Annotated in this window: 1 protein-coding gene and 2 pseudogenes; 1 reads left to right on the top strand and 2 read right to left on the bottom strand. The window is 37.7% G+C overall.

Annotated features, from left to right (window positions below; genetic code table 11):
* Positions 1 to 331: pseudogene (locus tag HCUR_RS00805) on the bottom strand (helix-turn-helix domain-containing protein); the annotation flags it as partial.
* On the opposite strand from HCUR_RS00805, the gene HCUR_RS08975 reads away from it, so the two are divergent.
* Entirely contained in the window at positions 330 to 476 is a 147-nt protein-coding gene (locus tag HCUR_RS08975) for a hypothetical protein (RefSeq protein WP_207760842.1), read from the top strand. The pseudogene HCUR_RS00805 and the gene HCUR_RS08975 sit on opposite strands and share 2 nt — an antisense overlap.
* Before the next feature lie 536 nt (positions 477 to 1,012).
* Here the strand turns inward: HCUR_RS08975 and HCUR_RS08095 are convergent.
* Positions 1,013 to 1,280: pseudogene (locus HCUR_RS08095) on the bottom strand (hypothetical protein); the annotation flags it as partial.

Here is a 1,280-nt window from a genome sequence, read left to right as displayed (position 1 = left end):
ACGTTTCAAAAGCGCTTTCTTACCTGGCAAAGCAAAATCAGAGTGCTTGATACACGTGCCCTCTATCCATTTAATCGTATCATAAGCCGTACGCTCACTGACCCCATCGCTTTGACTTATATGGAAATAAGTACGGGTATTCCCGGATGTACTCAAGAGCCCTAAGAAGGCGATCCTCTAAAATAAGCGTGTTCTTTCCACCGCCTTTCGCTTTTTTAAGGCGTGCGGCTTCTCTTAAAATATCAAGCATCTTTTCAAAAGGTGATCTTTTAACGCCTGTTAAACGACGAAATTTTTCGTCTTCTATATTTTTTATGGTTTCCTCGTTCATGACAGATCCTTCTATAGAGCGTTTACATCAAACTTTAAATTTAATCCAGTTTCTCAAGTGGTCTATTTTAGAAAGCTATCCAAAAATTATGAGCGCTCTACTGCATCAGCCAAAGCATTTATTCCATTATCCTTCATTAAAATAATCCTCAATAAGTTAGAACAATGGTTTACCTAACTGTTTTTTATATTTCCTTTTCTGTCTAGTAGTCTTTTAGGCTTGATAATTCCTTCTTTTTCCTAGCGGATCCACCCTCTACTTGCGCTACTTTTACTTGCTAGAATTTTTTTTGCCTATCTTTTGGTGGTTACCTCAATTTATGTATCTTTTAATTTTAGGTTTTTTTATCGTTTTCTGACAAGTATAACACATTTAATCCCATTTTTAAGCTAAATTACTATAGCCCTCAGGACCACCTCATAAAAAATTTTGTTTCAAGATACGGAAAAGTATGTCGTCACTCTAGCCCCCCATTTTTCTGAACCGCTTGATTGATTGTCCTGGCACATGAGCTTGTTCAGAGCTATATACTTGATTATTGCCTATAGCGTGGGGAGCGTTTTCCTTGCGTATTCTTCTTTGATCCTCACCAAATGACCTCTGTACTAGCCAATGTAAGGCCCAATGACCTCTAATATATGAAAGCATTGTTTCAAGAGTGACCTCTAAAGAAGATCCATACTACCGCACTGCACTAGAACACTTGCTTTTTATCTCAGGAATCGATTCTATCCGCGTAATACTTTTAATGGAACGCCCATTAGGAGTATTTAAGATGAGCCATTGACTATCCTGACTTAACGAGCATTTTCTAACTTCAACCCTAGCGTGCCCCTTATCATAATTTTCGCAATATTTGATCGCTTCTAAGGATACTTTTTCAAAATATCGCGTCACATCATCTGAAAGATTTCCCTCATTACCTTTGAGAGAGCATAGATAACGTCCT

The sequence above is a fragment of the Holospora curviuscula genome, assembly GCF_002930195.1.
GTDB classification, from domain to species: domain Bacteria; phylum Pseudomonadota; class Alphaproteobacteria; order Holosporales; family Holosporaceae; genus Holospora; species Holospora curviuscula.
This window is presented reverse-complemented; position numbering and strand designations above follow the sequence as displayed.